Here is a 22567-nt window from a genome sequence, read left to right on the forward strand (position 1 = left end):
GAGTTTCTCTTTCTTCAGGCTTTTTTCCTATAGCTCTTACAGGAAAGAAGAGTGATGCGAAGTGCTGAACTGTTCACAGATTACAAATACCCCCGCAAATGCTTGCCGGTGAGTGAATGCTCGCAAGCGACAATCTCCTCCGGCGTACCCACAGCCACAATGTCGCCTCCATGCACACCTGCGCCGGGGCCGAGGTCGATGATCCAGTCGGCCTGCTTGATGATGTCCGGGTTGTGCTCGATGATGACCAGCGTGTTGCCGCGAGCCATCAGCTCCTCGAAGCAGCGCACGAGCTTGGAGATGTCGTCGAAGTGCAGGCCGGTGGTGGGTTCATCGAAGATGAAAAGCGTGTTGCTCACGTCGGAGCGCGAAATGAAGTGCGCGAGCTTGAGCCGCTGCGCCTCGCCGCCGGAGAGGGTGCTCGATGACTGGCCGAGGCGGATGTATTCAAGTCCCACATCCTGTAACACCTGGAGCTTTTTCTGGATCGATTTTTCCGGCCCGAAAAAGGTGATCGCCTCCTCGACGGTCAGGTCCAGCACCTCAGCAATCGACAGGCCGTTATACTTCACCTCCAGCGTCGAGGGTTTGTAGCGCTTACCCTCACACTCCTCGCACACCGCCTCGATGTCGGCCAGAAACTGCATCTCGATCTTGACCGTCCCCTCGCCCGCGCAGGTTTCGCAGCGCCCGCCGGGGATGTTGAACGAGAAGTAACCCGGCTTCCAGCCGCGCGACTTGCTTTCGCGGGTCGAGGCAAAGAGCTGGCGGATGTCATCAAAAATCTTCAGGTAGGTCGCCGGGTTGCTGCGGCTCGACTTGCCGATAGGCGACTGATCGACATGCTCTACCTTTTCGATCAGCTCGATGCCTGAAATGGCGCGGTGCGTTCCCACCTTCTCCCGCGATCCCTCTTTTGCACGGATGATGCCAAGCTTGAGAATGTCGTTGACCAGCGTCGATTTGCCGGAGCCGCTCACGCCGGTGACGCAGGTCATAATGCCGAGCGGAAACCTGACGTCGATGTTGCGCAGGTTGTTCTGCATCGCGCCAATGATTTCGATGCAGCGCGAAAAGTCCGGCTTGCGCCGCTCAGTGGGCACAGCGATCTGCTTGCGGCCCGCGAGGTAGTCGGCGGTCAGCGAACCCTCCGCTGTGGCCATCGCCGACGGTGGGCCGTGGAAGACCACCTCTCCGCCGAGCCGCCCGGCGCGAGGGCCGAGGTCGATCACCTCGTCGGCGGCCTCGATGATCTCGCGGTCATGCTCGACCACCACCACCGTGTTGCCGAGGTCGCGCAGCCGTTTGAGCAGCGCCACAAGTCGCGCCGAGTCGCTCTGGTGCAGGCCGATGCTCGGCTCGTCGAGAATGTAGATCGCCCCCACCAAGGGCGAGCCAAGGGAGGTCGAAAGGTTGATGCGCTGGAACTCGCCGCCGGAGAGCGTGTGCGTCAGGCGATCGAGCGTGAGGTAGTCAAGCCCGACATCCATCAGGTAGCCGAGCCGCTTGTTGATCTCGCGCAGCACCGAGTCGGCCACCGAGCGATCGAAGGGCGAAATATCGAGTCCCTGGAAAAACTCCTGCGCATCGGCGATGGTCATGCGCACAACTTCGCCGATGTTCTTGCCGGAAACCCGTACCTGCAAGGCGTCGGGATTGAGCCGCGCTCCCTGGCACTCCGGACAGGTGGCGTATCCACGGTAGCGGCTCAGGAACACCCGGTAGTGCACCTTGTAACCGGCGTCTTTTTCGATCTCTTCGAAAAAGGGCCACAAACCCTTGAAACTCCGTTCGGGAATCCCCTTCCAGAGCATCTCGCGATGCACGCGGCCAAGTTTCTCGTAGGGCACATCGACTGGAATGCCAACCTCGGGCGCGATCTTGAGCAACTGCTTGCGGTACCACGAATACTTTTCGGAGTTCCAGCATGAAATCGCCCCCTCCTTCAACGAGAGCGATTTGTCGGGAATAACCGCATCCTCGTCGATCCCGGCGATGCGCCCGAATCCCTGGCAGGACGTGCAGGCCCCGATGGGCGAGTTGAAGGCGAAAAGCTGCGGCGACGGCTCCTGATAGGTAACACCGTTCAGCTCCAGCCGGTCGCTGAAGCGGAACTCCTTGCCGCCCGCCACGCGGATGACCGCCTGGCCACCCGACTCGGCGAAGCAGCTTTCGGCAGCCTGGGCGACGCGGCTGTAAACCTTCTCGTCCTTTTTGGCGACGAAGCGATCCACCAGCACCAGCAGCTCCGACAGCTCGTCGCGCTTCATCACCTCCACTCCGGCACGCTCCTTCTCGCCGGAAATATCGATGACACTCTCCCCTTTCAGCAGACGGAAAAAGCCTTTCTTGAGCAGGTTTTTCAGCTCGTCGGCCACCGTGCGGTCGTGATGGCGCTCATCATGGTGGCTCGAAAAGGGAAAGCCGACGTAAAAGCGGGTGCCGTCCTCGAAAAACCGCGCCTGCAAGCTCACATCCTCAGGCGTGTGCTTCAGCACCAGCTCACCGGTGTCGCGCGAATAGATTTTTCCGATGCGCGAGTAGAGCAGCCGCAGGTAGTCGTAAATTTCGGAGACGGTGCCCACAGTCGAACGCGGATTCTTCGGGATCGCCTTCTGCTCGATAGCAATGGCAGGCGCAATCCCCTCGACCGTCTCGATCTCGGGTTTGGGCATCCGTTCGAGGAACTGGCGAACGTAAGCCGAAAGCGACTCGACGTAGCGCCGATGCCCCTCGGCGTAAAGCGTGTCAAAGGCAAGACTCGACTTGCCGGAACCACTCAAGCCTGTCAGAACCACGAACCGGTTGCGGGGAATGCGAACGGTGACATGCTTGAGGTTATGTGTCGAAACGCCGCCAAGCACAATATCAGGCAGGCGGGTTTCATGTCCGTCATCCGGACTGGATATTATGTTCGTTTCCGGAGGTAGTACGTTGAGGCGCTCGGTGGATGACATTGAAAAGCGTTGATAACTTGCTATAAACAGATAACCGGGGATCAGAAACATGGCCGAACACCGGCGAGCTCACCGGCAATACTCGCGGCTGTCAAACAATAAACGAAACAATCCCGGTTTGGCGGAACAGGAAGCTGAAAAATCGAGCGATTACTGAATTGTCAAAGATACCTTTCAAGCAACATGGCCACGGTCGTTTCGGCCAGAAGGTCATGGATTCTTTTCTGGAGATTGAACATGTAACCTTTGTGCGTGCAGTTCGATTCGATCTCGCACTGGCAATTCTCCTGAGAGCAGCGCATCAGATGCGGCTCCCCCTCGATGGCAACGCCGATGTCGGCAACCGTGATCTCTTCCGGTTGCCGCGCCAGCGTGTAACCGCCCTTGACCCCCTGCACCGACCTGGTAATGCCCGCCTTGTTCAGGCTCTGCATCGCCTTGGCAAGAAAAACCTGGGAAAAACCGATTTCAGCGGCCAGCTCCTTGACCGTCACAACCCGCTCCGGGCCTTTCATGGCGAGATAGGTGACGGCGTGCAGGCCGTATTCAAACTTTCTGGATACTTGAAGCATAAACGAAAAGAAGAGGGATGGCAAAACAGGATAAACCCGCACCTGTTTCAGGAAATTCCCAATCTACCTTTATTCTTTCGGGCTGCCGATATATTTTATGAAGTAATATTCACCAACAGCCATTGTCCGGCCATGTCCTGATACGACGAATGAAAAATCAATCGCAAGATCGCTGGTTTATCTGGCAGCTCTCCGAAGAGCTTGAAGCGAAGATACGCTATCGGGAGTACGGCCCGCCTGATTCCCCCTTTACACCACTGCTTTTCGTCCACGGATACGGAGGCATGATCGAGCACTGGAACGACAACATCCCCTCTTTCGACGACCGGTACAGAATCTACGCCATGGACCTGATCGGCTTCGGCCAGTCCGGCAAGCCCAACATGCGTTACAGCCTGGCGCTCTTCGCGGCGCAGATCAAGGCGTTCATGCATCTGAAAAAGCTGGAAAAGATTACTCTGGTTGGTCACTCGATGGGTGCAGCCAGCAGCATCATCTATGCGCATCACAATCCCGAAAACGTCCGGGCGCTCGTCTTGGCCAATCCCTCCGGCCTGTACGGCGACAGCATGGACGGCGTCGCCAAGATATTCTTCGGGCTGGTCGGTTCGCCCCTGATCGGCGAAATGCTCTTCGCGGCTTTCGCCAATCCCGTCGGCGTCAGTCAGAGCCTCACCCCAACCTACTACAACCAGAAAAAGGTCGATCTCGGCCTGATCAACCAGTTCTCGCGTCCGTTACAGGATCGCGGGGCGATCTTCTCCTACCTCTCGCCATCGAAACGTCCGCACGACTTCCTGCTCGACAGCATCAAACCCTGCAACTACAAGGGCGACGCGTGGCTGCTCTGGGGCGCGGAAGACACCGCCCTGCCGCCGCACAAGATCATCCCGGAGTTTCAGGAGCTGCTTCCCCAGGCTGGCGCGTTCATCATCCCCAAAGCCGGTCACTGCATCCATCACGATGCGCACGAGACCTTCAACACACGGCTCGCGCAGCTTCTCCAGCGACTGGAGTGAAGCTGAGAATTAAGGGCAAGCGGGGATTATTACTCCGGCAACAATAAATCGCAATCATCCCAAAAAGAAGAAGTTGGGCTAAAGCCCTGATTTATTTTGTGTTATCCATAAACCCCGGACTGAAGTCCGGGGCAATTGTTTGACGCCTTTAATGGCCGGAGCAATAATAAGACGCTGTTACATTCAGGCGGGCTTTAGCCCGTCGGACATTTGGCTCTCTTACATTCATATTGCCCCGGCTTTCAAGCCGGAGAGAACCTGTCAGAAAAAATCCCAGGGCTTTAGCCCAATTTCTTTCTGCGGAGACATGTGCGATTTATTGTCGCCGAAGTAATAAAGACTGCGAGAAAGCCCAGGGTTTCGATTACGGCCTTGCGGCTTTCCCGCTTTTCGAGAGGAGACTAATCTAGCGGCTGCACGATATTTCCGCTTCCCGCCTTCAGCTTCAGGTACTTGAGGTTGGCCGGTTTCATGGCGATCTGCAACATATAGCCCTTGTGCTCGCCCGACGGCACCCACTGGGCGCTGAACTGAAAATCATGCAAATCCCTGAAGATCATGAGCGCGGGATAGACGAATTCGCTATTTCTGAAATCGTAGCCGGTATTGAGGCCAACCTGCCAGTTTTTCGAAAGAGAGAGCCTGGCTGCGGTGTTGAGCAGCGCGGTAGAGGAGGGATCAAGCGGGTTACTCTTGTCGCTGATCAGATAGAGCGACATGCGTAACGACCAGGGCAACGATGCGCTGAATTTGATCCGTTCATCGCTGTTGAACCGCTCCTTGTAGATCGCCTGCTCGATCGGCAGCGCCTTGTCCCGAACAAGTGACGTATCGCCATCCTTTTCATCATGGGAGGCATACGAGGTGTGCAGGTTGCCGCTCACGCTCACGCTCATGTTGAGGAAACCGTTGACGAAACGGAGCAGGCCCTTGCCGTCGTCCATGGCGAGCTTGTCCACCCGGTCGCCGGTCGCGGGATCGTAGGTATAGAAATCATAGGTCGCCCCGGCACTGAACATCAGCGCGGGCGCAAAAGCGTTGCTCGAAGCCGTCAGCACCAAGGGCGCAATGGGAAACGAGTCGGTGGCGAAATTGTATCCGGACGATGCCGTCAGCGAGAGTAGTTGCACTGTTTTATAGCCAGCTCCCGCGCCGCTGCCAGCTCCGTCGCCGTTTTCGTTAGACACCTCTTTGCTCCGGAACTTCCCATGAAAGAGGTTCTGGAGGCTGATGCCGACAAACGTCCGTTTTTCAGGCACGTCAGCGTAGAGCGACTCCCCGAACCGGTTGTACTGCACCGTCTCGTTAGTATCCGTATTCAGGTAGGAGCTGTAAATATTGTAACCGCTTTCCGTGTAATCGGGATTGTAAATGAATGAGATGGTCGGAATGAAGGTGTGGCGAATGGCGACCAGACCGGTCAGCTTGTCCAGAAAGCCGGTATTCATCACCCCGTAGAGCCGGGTCTGGGCATCGAGCGAAAAGACCGTCGTGGCATAAGTGGCTGGCTCTTTGATGATATTCGTCACCACTTCGCCAGCGGCGGCGTCGTAATACTTGCTGACCGTGCTGTTGACCCGGTACTGGCTGAAGGTAATCGCCGGAGTCAGGTTCAGGTACTTGAACAGCGTGGTCTGAATCTTGAAGGGAAGCTGAATGCTGGTGGCGTTCAGGTCATCCTCTCCGGTTATCGTTTTCCGAAGCGCCTGCACATTGATGCCCTGTGTAAACAACGCCCGGTAGCCTGGCGAAAAATCTTGCAGATAACCAAGCTCCAGGCCGGCATTGCCCGTGTAGAAATCGGTTTTGATCCCGCCGACATCATCGAACTGACCGCTGCCCGAGAGGTTCGGCTGCACGAAAAAGCGCGAGCGCCAGTCCACCTCCGGAGAAGCAAGCCGTGGGCGGAACGGGTAGATACGGTTCTGGTAGAGAGAAGCCGTAACGGTTTGGGTCAACTCGTCGGTCGAGAGATTGTCTACCCGCTGGTAGCCAACCATCAGCACCCGGTTGTTCTCGTCCCACGACTTTGAAAACGATGCGTATGAAGTCGCCTGGTCGGTAACGAGGTTTTCGGGATCGATTGAGGAGCTGCTGTAATAGCGATCACCGCCCAGATACTGAAGATTGACATCGAGCCTGGCGGTAGGATCGAACTGCTGATGGTGAATAATCCGTAAATCGCGGTTGATATAACGAGCGTAATCGGGGTCGCCCGGGCTGTTCAGAATGATCTTTTCATACTCCCCCGAAATCGAACCGCTGTAGAGATCACCGTTTTGATAACGGAATCGCTCGCCAAGCCGCCAGCTTCCCTTGAACGAAATATCGCCTTCGAGCCGCAGGTCGGCATAGTCGTTGACGGCCCAGAAGTAGCCAAGATTCGACAGGGTGGTGCCGAGATCGCCACTACTGCGGATCCGGGGGAACAGAAAGCCCGATGAACGCTTGTTCGAGATCGGCGCCGACATGTAGGGCAGGTAGAGCACCGGCAGCACCGGCAGGCGCTTGTGGAAGATTTCCGGGTGAATGTACATGACAAACGGACGGGAAATCAGGCGGTCGTCCGGAATGATTTTCATATGCTTGCCGGCAAACCAGTAGTGCGGCTCTTCGAGATCGCAGGTGGTGTAGATGCCATCTTCGATATAAACCTCTCCGGTGGGCATGCGCTTGACATCCTTGCCCGAATAGATTCCCTGTTCGTCCTTCGATGATACATCCGACGCGGTGCCGATTCTGGTCTTGTAGTTGTACGCTATCGTTTCGGCAGTGAACGCACCCCCTTTATCGGTGTAAACGGGCAGCTCAACAGAATGGCCAAGGGAGTCACGCGACGCAATGGCGCGCGCGGTGGATTTTGCCTGCTCGATGGTGATTCTCGGACCTTCGATGCGGCTGTCCTTGTACTTGACTTTCGCCTTGCCGAACAGGTCGGCGGTACGCTTGTTGATGTTGTAGATTAGCGAATCCCGCGCCGTGTACACAACAGTCGAGTCAAGATCCTCACGCTTTTTCAACAGGCTGTCGGCAGGCGCTATCCCATCGGTTTTTTGCGATTTTGACGCACTTTCGCCCGCCCGTAATGGCACAAGCCCCTCGAAAGACTGAACGAGGAGCAACAGAGTCAGAAGTTTGATTGACTTGGTGAGTTTCACGGGCAAATCATGCTGGTTTACAGGGCGATGAGGACTTGTTCAACCAAAACAAAACATGAATATATGAAACCTTTTGCCTTAATCGATAGCTGCCGGAACAACTCAAGCCACAGAAGCGAGAACAGAATCGCCACCGGAAATGGATAATTGAGTGAAAGGTTTCTATATTTTATAACAAATACCCTGCACCGGCATCCGGCATCCGGCAACGGGCAAACGATTCACAACAGCTACAGGAAGTCACCGCCCTTTAGCTCGCAACAGAACGGCAGCACCATCTTTAACACTTTGTAACGCTTTATGATGCAGAAGGTTAACTACTCCGCACCCGATGAATTCGGCCACTTCGGCACCTTTGGGGGCAAATTCATTCCCGAAACCCTGGTCAAGAACGCCGAGGACCTCGAAGAGGAGTACCTCAAGGCGAAGGATGACCAGGAGTTCCGCCAGACGCTCGACAATCTGCTCCGCCACTACGTTGGTCGCCCGACGCCGCTCTACCACGCCGCGCGCCTCAGCAAAAAGCAGGGCGGCGCACAGATATGGCTCAAACGCGAAGACCTCTGCCACACCGGAGCGCACAAGATCAACAACGCCCTCGGCCAGGTGCTGCTCGCCAAACGGATGGGCAAGAAGCGCATCATCGCCGAGACCGGCGCGGGTCAGCACGGCGTGGCGACGGCCACCGTCTGCGCGCTTTTCGGCCTCGACTGCATCGTCTATATGGGCGAGGAGGATATTCGCCGCCAGGCCCCCAACGTGGCGCGAATGAAGCTGCTCGGCGCGGAAGTGCGCCCGGTCACGGCGGGCAGCAGAACGCTCAAGGACGCCACCAGCGAAGCGATCCGCGACTGGATGAACAATCCCGAAGAGACTTTCTACATCGTCGGTTCGGTCATCGGAATGCACCCGTACCCGATGATGGTGCGCGACTTTCAGTCGGTCATCGGGCGCGAAACCCGCCAACAGGTGCTCGAACAGGCAGGTCGATTGCCGGAGGTGGTCGTGGCCTGCGTCGGTGGCGGGAGCAACGCCATCGGCATGTTTTACGAGTTTTTGCCGGACGCCAAAGAGATCGAGCTGATCGGCGTCGAAGCCGCCGGCGAAGGACTCGACGCCAGGCACGCCGCATCGCTCACCAAGGGCGAAATCGGCGTGTTGCACGGCTCGATGATGAAGCTCTTGCAGGACGAGCACGGCCAGGTGCAGGAGGCGCACTCGATTTCGGCGGGACTCGACTACCCCGGCGTCGGCCCGGAACACTGCTACTTGCAGAAGCTCGGTCTGGTCTGCTACACCTCGACGACCGACAAGGAGGCGCTCGCAGCGCTCGACGCTCTGGCCAAAACCGAAGGCATTATCTGCGCCCTCGAATCGGCCCACGCCGTACATTATGCGATGAAGCGAGCCGTCGAAATGCCGAAAGAGTCGATCATCGTCGTCAACCTGTCGGGACGAGGCGACAAGGACATGGGCACCATCATGGAAGAGCTGAAGCTGTAAAACTGAATCACGGCAATTCATGCTTGTAGGGGCAGCCCTTGCGGCTGCCCGGAATCAGCTGACAACAGAAGAGCGAGAATCTTGCAAGACAAAAATTCTTCACAACCCTGTTGCACGAAATTGGACTTTTTCCTACATTAAGCCCACTTGACCAGATGCGGGAATAGCTCAGCTGGTAGAGCACAACCTTGCCAAGGTTGGGGTCGCGAGTTCGAGTCTCGTTTCCCGCTCCGACGATAAAAAGCCTCCAGATTCGGAGGCTTTTTTGTTTTGCGGCAAACCGGGCAGACTCGCAGGTCTGCCCCCTACAAACCCCTCCGACAAATCGTAAAAAATTCACGCACCTGTTGCGCGAAAAAGGATTTTTCCCTATACTAAGCCCACTTGACCAGATGCGGGAATAGCTCAGCTGGTAGAGCACAACCTTGCCAAGGTTGGGGTCGCGAGTTCGAGTCTCGTTTCCCGCTCCGACGATAAAAAGCCTCCGGATTCGGAGGCTTTTTTGTTGATTGAAACCCCTTTCAACGCCCTCTTTTTCACTGTCGTAGAATTTGTGCCGCAACGCTTGCTCGGTTGTTCAAATGCAGGACAAATTTATATCAACACCTTTTTACTCGCGCGGATTTATTCAGGGAAGCGCTTCTCATTAACGCTTGCGTTATCATCCTGTTCCCCGTTCCACATCAAGCCATACCGGAATCACATGACAAAAACCTGGGACGATGGCAGGCTTGATGGTTATTCGTCACCATTTCGCTATTTGCGCACCATTATGTACATTTCAATCAGAAGAGAAGAATTTATACGGGCTGATAACGTAAAAAATCAGGATATCACTCATTACAGATGAAATCCACCAAACACAACCAAGTGTAAAATGAAGAAATACGCAATTGCCATTATAACTGCAGCGATGCTATCGGCACCAGCTATAACAGCTACAGCGGATCCTTTATATATAAGCCTTTCAGGTGGTTTGAACCTTATGAGTAATAGTGATGCGAAGGTTGCAGATGCTGAGACATCGACCAAAAATGCTGTTGAATACAAGCGAGGATATGCTCTTGAGGGCGCGTTTGGCGAAAAAACAGGTGCGTTCCGTGGAGAAATCGCCGTTGGCTACCAATCCTGTGATGTCGATAAGGTATTAGGTTCAGACATCGTTGAGCAATTGGGTGAAATCGATAATTACGAAGATCTCACAGTCACGGCATCAGCACTGACGGTAATGTATAATGTTTATGCTGACTATGACATGAAAGGGGTACTCTCTCCCTATCTGATGGGAGGTCTCGGAGCAGCGTTTGTGGATATGGGAACTTCGTTCAAACTCGATGGGGTCGAGTATGATAATTCATACGACAAGACCGTATTTGCCTGGCAAGTCGGGGCTGGCTTAGGTATAAAGTTGACCAATAATATGGCGATTGACTTAGGCTACCGTTATTTCAAAACGAGAGACCTTGATTTGGGAAATAATACAAAGCTCTCATTTGGAGGGAGCAAAATCCTTCTGGGGATGCGCTACAACCTCTAACCCGAAGTAATTATTGAATTAACGGCATCAAAAGGTTTGATGCCGTTAATTCTTTTCGCCTCTATATCATCTTACCATCAGTTCCCCACCCCCCGCCCTATACCCTCACCTTATCAGCCACAAAAAGAGAGCGTCTTCATTCTCCTTCGACTACTGTGATTTTTCAGAAGCGACCTGCATCTCCGGAAAGCCATCTTAACCGCTATAAACCCCGATGATGCAAGAATCAACAAGCTCTTCGGCAATCCGTTCAACGATACCTATACGAAGACTGATTTCGCGTATTCCATAGCTGATAGCGTGTCGGAGATCGTTTGCGGCATTTTCTTGAGGATGGCGAAGCCCTTGAACCAGATACTTCTTGGTAAAATACCCGCTAATGCTTATAATCACACTCCTTAGTGATTCAACAATATTCAAAGATGCAGATTACGAATATCTGGATCAGGGAATGCTGGAGAACAATCGCTAAGTGAAGGTATTATAACACGGAGAGGTGCGAGAGTGGTTGAATCGGGCGGTCTCGAAAACCGTTGTGCGCGCAAGTGTACCGTGGGTTCGAATCCCACCCTCTCCGCTGCAAAAACAAAAGGCCCCCAACAGGTGGGCTTTTTTGTTTTTGACCTGTGAACTTCCGCCTTGTCCGCAAGCTTCTTCTATTGTTCTTCCCCGATATTTCGTAATATCTTGCCCGGAAGAGACCGGCGTCGCAAAACGGCTAAAAACAGCCCGCGGCAGAATGTCGGGAAATAAAGTCCCTGAAGATTTTTCACAGAAAACATGCGAAAACAAGCTCATGCCGTCAGCTTTTGTAAAAATCTTTCTTTCAAGCAGTTAAAGACAAAAATCGCCTATGAGCAAGGAAAACAGAAACAGCGTCAAAGATGTGACGCCTTCGATAGCGTTGTCAATGATCAAAAAAGGTGCGCTACTGGTCGATGTGCGCGAAACACGTGAAATCGAAAGAAAAGCGTTCGACGTATCCGACTTCATGTCGGTGCCCATGAGCAGCTTCCAGAGCCAGCTTCATGAAATCCCCGCCAATCGCAAAGTCATCATAGCCTGCCATAGCGGCAACCGCAGCAGCATGGCCTCGAGAATACTTGTGAACCACGGGTACAAAAACGTACACAACCTTCAAAACGGTATCATCCGATGGGAGCGCGAAGGACTTCCGATCAGAAAAAAAACGGCAGAAAGTCCTTTTGCATGGATGGGAAAGATGTTTCGCAGGACATCGTAACCAGCTAATCATTTGCATTACTAACCACCTCTGTTCACCTGTCCTGGCGACGGGTGAACAGAGGGATCCTGCCAAACAAGAATGCTTCTGAAGCGCACCAGCCTCATTTAACCTCACTTTTCTCCGTCCTTGAGTTCGGAGGCAATGCGGATTTCAACCTCCAGATTTCGACCCCCACTCAACACACTCATCCGGCTGATCCAACAGGGCATTTTTCGTTACTCCGAAATCGAAAAACAGGCTCCTCCAGCAACAATCTGCCCCTGAAAAATCCTGCCGCACGATCAGATCAAACTGACCGGCAAAAATATTTTTCCATTTTTTCCCGATTTCTGCCATGCAACCGCACCAAAAATTTCTCAACTAAAGCGATTTTATTTTTAAAGCTCATTACTCCTTATACCAAAGAACTTACAGCTCTTTAATCCAGCGAAGTCCCTCTATACCCTTCTATATTTTAGCATATACCAAGACATAATAACAGGGAAAAAAATTCATATCACATATATACTTTAAAGGTATAAATATTTTTTATATAACAAGTTACAAATATATGATAATGTGATTTCTATTTTGCAAACATCATAATTTCACTTATACTATATCTGAGAGAAATGTATAAGCACTTCGTCGAGAGCGCTCATGTATTACGAATACGACCATGGATTTCAACTCAGGATACCGCCCTTCGATGCTGAATGTGCTTTTTGTATTTCGGCAAAACCTTTAACACTAACGGCTGTGATCAAACATCTTCTTCGGGCACTTGTCCTACTTTTGTTGGTGTTCGCAAGCCAAGCATTTCCCGGCCCGCTTTACGCCAAATCGGCAAGCGAGATTTTCGCGCAGGCATCCAAAAGCGTCGTCGTCGTCTACAATTACGACAACAAAGGCATCAGGCAACAGCTTGGTAGTGGCGTTGTCATGCCTGATGGACAAGTCGCGACCAATTTTCATGTTGTCAACCGGGCAACTAAAATCACGGTGCTCTTCAACGGAAAGGAGTTCGCGGCCAAAGCCAACCACTCCAATCCTGAACGCGACATTTGCCTCCTGGACGTCACAGGGCTAAACGCCCCATGCGTCGTAGTCGGCCATGCCAGTCAGCTCAAGGTAGGAGAAAAGGTCTATGCAATAGGAGCGCCGGATGGCTTTGAGAAAACGCTCTCCGACGGAATCGTTTCAGGATTCAGGGCTGTTGACGGCGGGCGCTATATCCAGACGACAACTCCGATATCTCCCGGCTCAAGCGGTGGCGGCCTGTTCGATGAAGAAGGTCGTCTGGTAGGACTTCCTACGTTTTATATGGCCAGCGGCCAGAGCCTGAATTTCGCAGTTCCAGTTGAATGGGTGCTTGAAACTTCCGAGCATCAAGTCGCCGGTGCGGAAAATACGAGACAATGCTCAGAATGGCTCGCCAAAACAGTCGCTTATGAAAAAAACAGGGATTGGGCGGGCATGGTCAGGCAATGCAACCTGTGGGTCAAGGCGCAGCCAAAAAACTGTGACGCCTGGTACTGTTCAGGCATCGCCTACAACAAAATTGGAGACGCACGCAGCGCTATCAGTGCACTCCAGACCGCGGTACAGCTTAAACCGAATTACTCCTCGGCATGGAACGACCTCGGCTTTGCCTATGTCGTCGCAGGGATGAGACTCGAAGCCATCGAAGCCTACAAAAAAGCGATTCTCACCAACCCGAACAATGCATCGGCATGGCATAACATAGGAATTCTGTACCTCAAGAAAGGTGACCTTGACATGGCGGTTGAATCTTTCCAGCAGGCGGTACAAATCAAGCCTGATTATCTCTCCGCATGGGTCAACCTTGGAATAGCTCTGAAAACAAAAGGAACTCCGAAAGAGGCCATCCAGGCATTCACCAAGGCGATCAGCATCAATAGCAACAACTCCGTTATCTGGAATAACCTTGGATTAGCCTACAGGGATGCTGGCGACATCAATCAGTCAATCGATGCATTCAGGCATGCGCTGCAAATCAACCCCAATTATGATATTGCACGAAACAACCTGGCCGAAACCTATCGCCTGACCGGACGCATGGGTGAAAGCATCAATACGTGCATTGAAGCCACAAAAGCAAATCCGAACAATGCCGCAGCATGGCAAAATCTCGGAGATGCATATTCGAAAAGCAATCAGAAAGACAAAGCTTTAGAGGCATACAAAGAGGCATTGCGCTGCGACCCCAACAATGTTCAGGCACTGCTCAGCCTGGGTAAGCATTACGCAACCGAAAACAATCGCCAGGTAGCAATGGACGTGTACCGTCGCCTGAAGAACATCGACAACAGTGCGGCAAAGAACTACCTTCAGAACTACCTTCTTTGAAAGCTGCCAAAACGAACAGGCCCCCTTTATCTCAAGCAAAATCATTGCCTGCTCAGTACAGGCTGTGGGCAAAAAAAGAGAATGTCCCGGTTTTACCGGGACATTCTCTTTACTACGCAGGTATCCATACCACCCTGTTAACGCACCATAACGTCAACAACCCAACTACGCATCGAAGAATCTGTGATCTTGACCTTCAACGGGAAGGCATTTGAAGGCGGATTGATCGCGGTAAAGGATTTGTTGCCGCTGTTGTAGGTCATCCATGCAGGAAGAGACTGACCGTTTTCCAATTTCACGGTTTCCTTTCCATTGCCGTTCAGTAACACAACCTTCACCTCCTTCGGAAGCTCAAACGTAATACTTGAACCACTGCGAAGCATCTCCTCAGGTATCAGAACATCGACCAAGCCCGGCTTGCCAGCCTCGGCATTTCTGACCAGTTTGACAATCACCTGAGCATTGGTCTCAGCTACCGTTCCTGTGGTGATTTCCGATGGAGCCACCTCACCTTCGTTGGTCATCGCTACCGTCCTGACCTCGCCACCTTGCTCAAAAGGCGATCCTCCGCCGGTGCTTTCACCTGCGGCAATAAGCTCAGCTGCACTTCCTGTCGTCAGTTCCGCGAAGCTGCCGAAATCCATACCTGTCGTATTGACTATAGGATTCGAGCCTTTGGGCCCAATGACATTTTCCGGCACAATAACGGGTCCAGGAGGAGTCAGTTCGACCAAATCAAATGGATTAAGTCCCTGCTCGATCGTAAGGACACCATCGTCGAAAGTGATATCATAGTTCGAAGATGTCAGCCCGGCTGGAATTATAGCATAGGTACCTGGGTCGACAGCCCCTTGGCTACTGCCTGTGTAATAGAGCACTCCTCCAAGCACAGTGTAGTCCTGACCGCCGACGAAGCCACTATACTGAACGCCATTACCGCCAGTGTAGGCAACCGTATCATAGGTCTTGGAATCATCGTTGGCTGTAATCGTCAACGGAGCTTTCGTGATCGTCAGCGATCCATTCACGTAGCTGATCTGGTAATTGCTCAGTCCATTGCCCGTCGCCGACGTCAGATTGTCATTGTACGTACCAGCATTCGTGCCCGTACCCAGTGTAGATACGCCGGTCAGCGTATCACTTCCATAGAGCTCTCCAGCTGTAATACTGTAGCTGTTGGTGTACTGGGTCGCATCGTACTGGTGACTCGTCGTTCCGCCCGTGATCGTCAACGGAGCTTTCGTGATCGTCAGCGATCCATTCACGTAGCTGATCTGGTAATTGCTCAGTCCATTGCCCGTCGCCGACGTCAGATTGTCATTGTACGTACCAGCATTCGTGCCCGTGCCCAGAGTTGATACGCCAGTAACCGCATCACTTCCATACAGTGTTCCAGAAACACTGTAGGTGTTGGTATACGGGGTTGCATCGTACTGGTGGCTCGTCGTTCCGCCCGTGATCGTCAACGGGGCCTTATTGATCGTGCCAGTGCCTGCGCCCTGCACATCGTATCCGGAAATAGACCAGTTGTCGACAACGATCGGTGTTACGTCGTTATCGATAACGGTAAAGTTCAATGGGATACCATTACCGGCATTAACGCTACTAAATGTGACCGCGCTCGTAACTAAATCACCATAAGCAAGGGCACCAAATGAGTCTCCGTCGTTAACACTTGGAACAACACTTACAAGCTGAGGATTATTTTGCGTATTCGTGCCGTCATAAGTCTTCGTATCAGTCAGCGTAACCGTCAGGGTCGGCGTGGAACGATAGAAGAAGTTATATGTGCCTGTGTGAATCGTTTGACTTCCGACTCCATACGTGACGCCATAGGTCTTGTACTTAAGGCCATCTTTATCCGGGCCCGACATCCGAGCAAACAGATTAGTCGTATCCGGCGTTCCGGAGTAGACTGTAATGGTGCCAGTAGATGAGGTGCTGACCGTTTGTGTGCCGTCGATAGAGACGTTACCTCCTCTCGATGCAAGAGTAACCTCTGAACCGGAACCGGTCATGGCGATATTGCGATCAATGGTGAAGTTGCCACCGATGTCGGCCGTGACATCGCCTGTGCCAACGATACCTCCGCCAGCCAGCGTACCAAGGGAAACAGCATCGGAACGGTAGAAAAGCAGATTCGCATTGTCGGTCACAAGACCGGTTCCCAGCGTACCACTTGTTCCGCCATTGCCGACCTGAAGCGTACCGGCATTGATCGCGGTCGGGCCGCTATAGGTATTGTTGCCCGTCAGCGTCAGCGTACCGGCTCCATTCTTGGTCACGTCTCCTGTTCCCGATATCACTCCACCGTAGCTGGAAGCATCAGAACGGTTGAACACCAGATGGGAATTATCAGTCACGTTGCCCGTGCCCAATGTACCGCTCGTGCCTCCATTGCCGACCTGCAGCGTACCATTGCTAATCGTGGTCGTGCCGCTATAGGTGTTGTTACCCGTCAGCGTCAGCGTACCTGTACCGGCCTTGGTCAGCGAACCGGTGTCGATGATCGGCCCGGCTATCAAGCTGAGATTGCCGGTATTGTTCACAGTCAGGTTATAGGTATTCAGATCAACCACTGAGCTCGCGGAACTTATCTTAACATCCCTTGCTGTCAACACCGAATTTTTGCCAACAATATTCACATTGCCATTATACGTCTGGTCTTCGGTGGTCGTAATGTTCCCCGTGATATTGGTAGGTCCGTTAACCGTAAGCGAGGTCAGTACTGGTGCCGTATAGTCGACATTATTGGGCAACTGAGCAAGCCAGTTGCCATCAATGTAAGGCGACCTCGCGTCTTTCTGACAATAGCTAATGCTTGATACAACGAATTTTTGATTGAATACAATTCTACTCTCCGAGCCAGAACCACTGCTTGTAATGTAATAATCACCGTTTCCAGGACCGGTACCTTTCGTAAGCGTCCCCGTCGGCCCTATTACTGTAGGGTTTGTTCCTCCTCCAAATGGCAAATCAATGTAATGACCAGCCTCAAAGGTAACATTGCCTGGGTAAAACGTACCTCCATCACTGACGGTGAAAACTACTGGCACTGTACTCCCATTATGAGTAGAAGTAACTGTCGCATTAGTAAAATTAACTGTTATTGTACTATGATTATACGTAGCACCCCTATAACTAAATGTGTAGGGATTTTCTTGTGGGGTTGTACTTCCACTCCAATAACTGCCCGTAAATCCGCCTGTAGCCCCATCATTGAAGGTGGTCTGCGCCGCAGTTATGGTCAGCGAGTGGTCACCACCGACGTTGCCGTTGAATGTGACATTGCCACCATGCGTGTTAATCGATGTGTCGGCGAGCAGAAGCGTCCTCTGTGATGTAGATTTACCGAACACAAGGTTAAGGTTAGCAGTACTGGAGTCGATCGTAAAATTCGTTCCGTTACCGGTCAATGCAATGGTAGGAGCATAAAGATTCAACGTCCTATTATTGGCACCCGTGTATGTCAGATTGGCAAGGAAATTGATATCGTTGCTTGCCGAAAGAGTAACATTTGCCCCTGCAAGCTGGTTATTAAGGTAAGCAGTGGTAAGATATGAATAATCGGCCGCAGGGGTCGACGTCCCGGAGCCCACAATAGCTATGCTGTGAGGATCCAGCAAAAGAGTGCCCACGTCTCCCTGTGGAGCCAGCAACGATGCAAAACCAGTGTAGTCGAGGTACTGCTTGGAGCTGACCTCGGCAAATCCGCCGTTCCCACCGTTCGGGCCGCCCTCGGCCGAAATGCTGCCAGCAAAAGCAGTCGCCAGATCAGACCACAGCACCACTGTGCCACCGTCACCATTATCCGTTGCGTCGGCGGTGATCGTCGAACCCGATTCGACAGTCACATTCTGCGCATTCCGAACATTGGCATTATTGCCCTGGTAGCCACCGCCAACAAGCACTTCGCCGCCACCCGTAGCACCGGATGCTGTAATGTTTGCGCCGTTCTGCACCAGCACATTATCACCCGTGACAACAACCGATCCGCCCTTGCCTTCGGCAGACGAAGCGTCCAGCGTACCGGAAACAGTCGTCTGGCCACCATCTACATCGAGAATGATCCGGCCGCCATCTTCCTTCATACCTGTAGCCTGCACGATACCCGTCTGGTTGACCACCGACTTCATCAACGCATCGGCGGCTTTGGCAGTCATCACCACCAGACCTCCGTCAGCCTGAATCAGGCCGTTGTTCGCAGCAAGGGCATCAATCGTACCCTTGTCGACCGTATAGCTGATCATGCCGTCACCCAGGAACTGAACCGAAACCTGGTCACCGGCCATCATGGCAACGCTGCCCGAAGGGGCGCTGATCGTTCCGTTGTTGGTAACTTGCGGAGCTATCATGGCGACCACGCCGCCATTGGCTGCCGTGATCGATCCTTCATTGACCACCGCGCCGGCTGCGCCAGCGTTGGTGAACTGGTAGTTTCCGGCAAAGAAATCGCTGTCAGATATATCAAGCGAAGAAGCAATAAGGCCACCGACATTCACGGTCGCGGTTTTGCCGAACATCACCCCTGCGCGGTTCACGAGCATTATGTTGCCGTTCGCCGTGAGCGTGCCAAGAATCTGGCTGGGGTTCTGATCAGCAATCCTGTTGAGAGCAACCGAAGTGGAATTCGGCTGAGCAAAATTCACGGAAGCGTCCTGACCGATGTTGAAGGTGCTCCAGTTGGCGATGAGCTGCTGGCTCGACTGGTTGACCGTCATTTGGGTGCCGCTGGTGGAAATAGTCGCGCTACCCGACGCGACCTGACCACCAGTAGGTAAGGCTCCGGCATCGAGGGCCATAGCCGGCGATGACATTGCCATTAATGCTGCGAGGCTTATAATGCCCCCGATGGTGAACATAGGAGCGCCCTTTGCCGAACTCTTTTCGGACACGACGATCCACTTGTCTTTCACCGCTGACCAGATAATGCGGAATATCTTGTTCATTGTCGTATTGTTCTATCTCTTGACAAGCCTGATGAGCTCGAAACTACAGCTCCCCTATTGTTCTCACTAAAGCACTACAAAACCGTCACCTCACCTTGCGGCCAACGGTGACTCAGAAAAAGAGCGCTGCCTGAAGCCAGAAGCGGCTCCGGTCGTCCTTGCCGTCATAGTTGTTGCCGTAGATGTCCCTGCCAGGATTCTTGCCGATCGCATGCGCCCAGCTCGCCATGACGCTGAAATTCGAAGAGTAATTGTAATTGATTCCGACGCCTGCGCCCTGCAGCCAGTAGGTGTTCTTTCCCGTTGCCGTCGAGATAGGGCCATCCGGGTCATGATGCAACTGGGTCTGGCCTGCATCGTAGAAGCCGCACAGCTGAACGTTGCCATGAAGTGAATCCACCGGTATGTTGTAACGGAGGTCAAGATTGATCAACTGGCCCTGGTCGCCCGTTCCCTCACCAATCGGATAGGCCCTTACTCCATAGGGGCCGCCCAGTGAAAACTGTTCGCTCGTATCGAGGTTCTGTGGTGCAAGCTGCCCAGTCCACGCGAGGTTCACTGTCGCACGGTCGCCGAGATGATGAAGATGAGTTACGCTAAAATTGAATCTCGAAAAACCGCCGGTCTCTGCAAGCTCTGGGCCCAAAAGGTCTACAGGGCGCTCCAGACTGCCAAGCGTCACAAACGCCCGGAATGAGGTGTATGAGTTTCCAAGAAGCGTATCCCAACGTTCCCCTTTCAGGCCAACGGACACATCGTTCGTTCTCCTCTTACGGTAGGTAACGTCTTTTATATCATCTGTCATCTCCTGGTATGCATACCCGAGCGACGCGACCATGATAGCTTTCCGGGTCCTTATGACCGGATAGTCGAACCCGACATCGAATCCGTGGCTCCCGCCTTCATACCCGAAAGCCGACAGCTCCTGGCCAATTTTGTAATGCATGACATTGTAACCGATCCGCCCTCTGAGGCCGCTGTAAAAGATCGGAAAAGAGTAGCTGACTCTTCCCTGCCTCAAATCACCGGAATAGGTGCCTGCAAAATTCAGCTGGTCTCCGCATCCGCTCAGATCGTTCAGCGACACCTGGGCGTTGGTGCGCCACGCCCCTGTATAACGGTTCCCATAGTTGTCTTCCGACAAGCTTCCCTTCACCAGAGGCCCTTCAACCACCGCCATCTCTATCTGGCTCGTTCCGGAATACAATCCGGAGGAAAGGGCCGCCTTGGCGCTGATGACACCAGGGATGTCATTCATCAGCACAACCGCTTTTTCGAAGGCCCTCTCATCCATAACCTTGCCTTTGGAGACAGAATCGCCCAACATCTTCTCGACCACGCACTGACGAAGCCTTGGGGCTTTTTCCATATTGTAGTATACGGTGCCGTCACTCTTGCCCTGCTGGATCTGGATAATGACTATACCCGAGGTAATATCCTGCTTCGGGAGAAAGGCCCACGACAGGAAATACCCCGCATCCTTCAGACGCGACGTAATCTTCGCCGTCACACCCTGGAGATCACTGAAAGAGAGATCCTTCCCCACGTAAGGGCGGACAATATCGTTCAGCTCATTTTCTTTGATAACCCCCTCGTATCCCCTGAAGGTGAACCCCTTGACACGGATACGCATTCCGTTATCTTGCGCGCCCTCCTCAAAGGCCTCCACTTCAGGCCTCTTCAGCTGTTCGGAGGGAAGCATTCGCTGCGACTCCGGTTCGCGCAGAAGAAGACCTGCATCGCCAGACGGCTCGAACGGTGATGCTTGCAGAGTACCCGCGGTAAGCAACAGCCCCGCGAACCCAAATCCGATTATTCGTGTTCTCATCAGTGAAAAAGGGGTTTAGAGAGGTGGTCGAGAAATAGTTGATTATTAACTTCTCATACATAAGGTATGGATAATACGAGCCAGAAACAAAGCAAATAATATATTTTTTATACAAAAAGTTCACCGAACACAAAAAATAAGCTCGTATCAAAGGGCCTGGCCATCGCCACGGGCACCATAACCTTTTGAAAAACAGGACGTTTTGATATCGTTGTCCGGAGCAGGCACGTCGGAGTCACCCTTATAATCTTATCACGGAAGTCACCAAACTCCCGGCATGAAAACGCATCGATCCGTACATCGAAAGGCAGGTTCGCTGACCAAAAATCCGGTATTCTGATTGTGAAAATAAACTCACAAGCCCTCTGTTTGTGGCCGGGCACGACCTTGAAAATGATCTCTGCCACGCTCTGGCAAGCCTGCCCGGCCTTACCCGCAGGTCGAAAACCCTATCCCGGCGAGCACAATAATGGCTCCGGCGCATTGAGATTTTCTTATGAATCCATTGACAGCGAACAGCTATCTTTGTAGCTATGGCACAGCTAAAAACGTATTGAGCAATCCGGTTGCGGCGATTGGTGGAAATCTTCATATAGACACCATGTACACACCTCGGCTTCTCCGCCTGATCCGCATTTCCCGACAAGTCGCACTCATGACACTTTTTCAAAGTGCCTTATACACTCCCCTGAAATAAAACCGGTCATCACCAAAAGAAAATGTTATGAACAATAGAGTGCTCATCATTCAGAACATCAGCCATGAAGGTCCGGGAATCCTCGAGGATTTGCTGGCTGAACACACCATCGGTTTTGAGCTTTGTGATCTTTCAAAAGGAGGAAATGCCCCCGATCCAGCAGGATTCGCAGGCATGGTGGTGCTGGGCGGGCCGCAGAGCGCCAACGACGAGACCGCGCAGATCACCGGCGAACTGGCGCTGATCGAGAAGGCGCTCGACGCTGGCGTGCCGTACCTCGGCATCTGCCTCGGCTTGCAGCTTCTGGTGAAAGCTCGCGGCGGCAGCGTGGTGAAGTGCCACCAGAAAGAGATCGGATTCCGCGAGCCTGACGGCGAACCGTTCATGGTGGAGCTGACCAACGAGGGCAAGCACGACGCACTGTTCCGTGGAATGCCGGAGCGGTTGCGGGTGTTTCAGCTTCACGGCGAAACGGTGGAACCGGCGGATGGCATGACGCTGCTCGCCAAGGGGCGCGGCTGCAAGCATCAGGTCGTGCGGGTCGGCAGCAACGCGTGGGGCCTGCAATGCCACTTCGAGATGACGCCCGCGATGTTCGAGAGCTGGATCGGCATCGACGCCGACCTGAAGGTGATGAACCGCGACGAGCTGCTCACCGAGTTCGAGGCCATCAGCGCCGGGTACGCCGAGACCGGACGGGCGATTCTGCTGAACTTCCTCGCCGTCACCGGCCTTGTCAAATCCTGAGTCAA

The 22567-nt window shown here is 53.1% G+C and carries 12 protein-coding genes and 3 tRNA genes; 10 read left to right on the forward strand and 5 right to left on the reverse strand.

Going from position 1 to position 22567, the window contains the following annotated elements; genetic code table 11:
* Positions 1-80: 80 nt before the first annotated feature.
* On the reverse strand, positions 81-2957 hold the full coding sequence (gene uvrA, locus NY406_RS07675; protein WP_260533512.1) for an excinuclease ABC subunit UvrA: 2877 nt from the start codon (positions 2955-2957) through the stop codon (positions 81-83).
* 161 nt (positions 2958-3118) lie between these two features.
* The gene (locus NY406_RS07680) at positions 3119-3529 is read right to left on the reverse strand and encodes an Rrf2 family transcriptional regulator (protein ID WP_260533513.1); all 411 of its coding nucleotides are present in this window, start codon (positions 3527-3529) and stop codon (positions 3119-3121) included.
* A gap of 149 nt (positions 3530-3678) precedes the next feature.
* Here NY406_RS07680 and NY406_RS07685 point away from each other — a divergent pair, with 149 nt between their 5' ends.
* Positions 3679-4548: an alpha/beta fold hydrolase gene (locus NY406_RS07685; RefSeq protein ID WP_260533514.1), complete on the forward strand. Its 870-nt coding sequence runs from the start codon at positions 3679-3681 to the stop codon at positions 4546-4548.
* A 401-nt stretch (positions 4549-4949) separates the two neighbouring features.
* On the opposite strand, the gene NY406_RS07690 is transcribed toward NY406_RS07685, so the two are convergent.
* Positions 4950-7706: a putative LPS assembly protein LptD gene (locus NY406_RS07690; protein WP_260533515.1), complete on the reverse strand. Its 2757-nt coding sequence runs from the start codon at positions 7704-7706 to the stop codon at positions 4950-4952.
* Between the two features lie 300 nt (positions 7707-8006).
* Here NY406_RS07690 and trpB point away from each other — a divergent pair, with 300 nt between their 5' ends.
* From trpB to NY406_RS07730, 8 genes are all read left to right on the forward strand, one after another.
* Positions 8007-9209: a tryptophan synthase subunit beta gene (gene trpB, locus NY406_RS07695; RefSeq protein WP_260533516.1), complete on the forward strand. Its 1203-nt coding sequence runs from the start codon at positions 8007-8009 to the stop codon at positions 9207-9209.
* Between the two features lie 157 nt (positions 9210-9366).
* A tRNA-Gly gene (locus NY406_RS07700) sits at positions 9367-9439 on the forward strand.
* 164 nt (positions 9440-9603) lie between these two features.
* A tRNA-Gly gene (locus NY406_RS07705) sits at positions 9604-9676 on the forward strand.
* Between the two features lie 410 nt (positions 9677-10086).
* Positions 10087-10746, forward strand: a complete 660-nt coding sequence (locus NY406_RS07710) for an outer membrane beta-barrel protein (protein ID WP_260533517.1) — start codon at positions 10087-10089, stop codon at positions 10744-10746.
* A 490-nt stretch (positions 10747-11236) separates the two neighbouring features.
* Positions 11237-11323, forward strand: a tRNA-Ser gene (locus NY406_RS07715).
* A 276-nt stretch (positions 11324-11599) separates the two neighbouring features.
* Positions 11600-11989, forward strand: a complete 390-nt coding sequence (locus tag NY406_RS07720) for a rhodanese-like domain-containing protein (RefSeq protein WP_260533518.1) — start codon at positions 11600-11602, stop codon at positions 11987-11989.
* A 53-nt stretch (positions 11990-12042) separates the two neighbouring features.
* Positions 12043-12414: a hypothetical protein gene (locus tag NY406_RS07725; RefSeq protein WP_260533519.1), complete on the forward strand. Its 372-nt coding sequence runs from the start codon at positions 12043-12045 to the stop codon at positions 12412-12414.
* A 217-nt stretch (positions 12415-12631) separates the two neighbouring features.
* Positions 12632-14341 (forward strand): serine protease, encoded by a 1710-nt coding sequence (locus NY406_RS07730; protein ID WP_260533520.1) that lies wholly within the window; start codon positions 12632-12634, stop codon positions 14339-14341.
* 137 nt (positions 14342-14478) lie between these two features.
* Here NY406_RS07730 and NY406_RS07735 read toward each other — a convergent pair whose 3' ends face one another.
* The gene (locus NY406_RS07735) at positions 14479-19290 is read right to left on the reverse strand and encodes an autotransporter-associated beta strand repeat-containing protein (RefSeq protein ID WP_260533521.1); all 4812 of its coding nucleotides are present in this window, start codon (positions 19288-19290) and stop codon (positions 14479-14481) included.
* A gap of 112 nt (positions 19291-19402) precedes the next feature.
* The gene (locus NY406_RS07740) at positions 19403-21118 is read right to left on the reverse strand and encodes a ShlB/FhaC/HecB family hemolysin secretion/activation protein (protein ID WP_260533522.1); all 1716 of its coding nucleotides are present in this window, start codon (positions 21116-21118) and stop codon (positions 19403-19405) included.
* A 724-nt stretch (positions 21119-21842) separates the two neighbouring features.
* Here NY406_RS07740 and NY406_RS07745 point away from each other — a divergent pair.
* On the forward strand, positions 21843-22562 hold the full coding sequence (locus NY406_RS07745) for a type 1 glutamine amidotransferase (RefSeq protein ID WP_260533523.1): 720 nt from the start codon (positions 21843-21845) through the stop codon (positions 22560-22562).
* The last annotated feature ends 5 nt before the right edge of the window (positions 22563-22567 follow it).

It is taken from the genome of Chlorobaculum sp. MV4-Y (assembly GCF_025244685.1).
Taxonomy (GTDB): domain Bacteria; phylum Bacteroidota; class Chlorobiia; order Chlorobiales; family Chlorobiaceae; genus Chlorobaculum.